Below are 261 nucleotides of genomic sequence, written 5' to 3'. Positions count from 1 at the left end.
GGGTAACCCTCCCTCCGGCGAGAAGCGCACCGGGCGGGGGATCTTGCCGGGCCAAAACAATGCGTTGTGTCGGCGCCGTCGGCCTCGCCGATTCGCTGCAAGCAGCGAACGAGCAGTTGCGCAACGTGGCGTTTTTGATCGCTTGATGGGCCTGCCAAACCGCTTGGTGCTCGAGAACCGGTTGGAGCAGGCTTGGCACCGTGCAGCGCGAACTGGCCGGCCGTTCGCCGTCATGTTCCTCGACCTAGACCGGTTTAAGCC

General features: G+C 64.4%; 1 protein-coding gene. It reads left to right on the top strand.

All coding sequences use genetic code 11. The features are described 5' to 3' along the window. Positions 1-145: 145 nt before the first annotated feature. Positions 146-261: diguanylate cyclase domain-containing protein (locus ACTFO6_RS18990; RefSeq protein ID WP_439935900.1), on the top strand; the 116-nt coding region annotated here is incomplete at its 3' end.

This window comes from Pelomicrobium sp. G1, assembly GCF_051905455.1.
In the GTDB taxonomy this organism is placed as follows: Bacteria; Pseudomonadota; Gammaproteobacteria; order Burkholderiales; family UBA6910; genus Pelomicrobium.
Note: the sequence above shows the minus strand (reverse complement) of the source record. Positions and strands in the feature narration are given on the sequence as shown.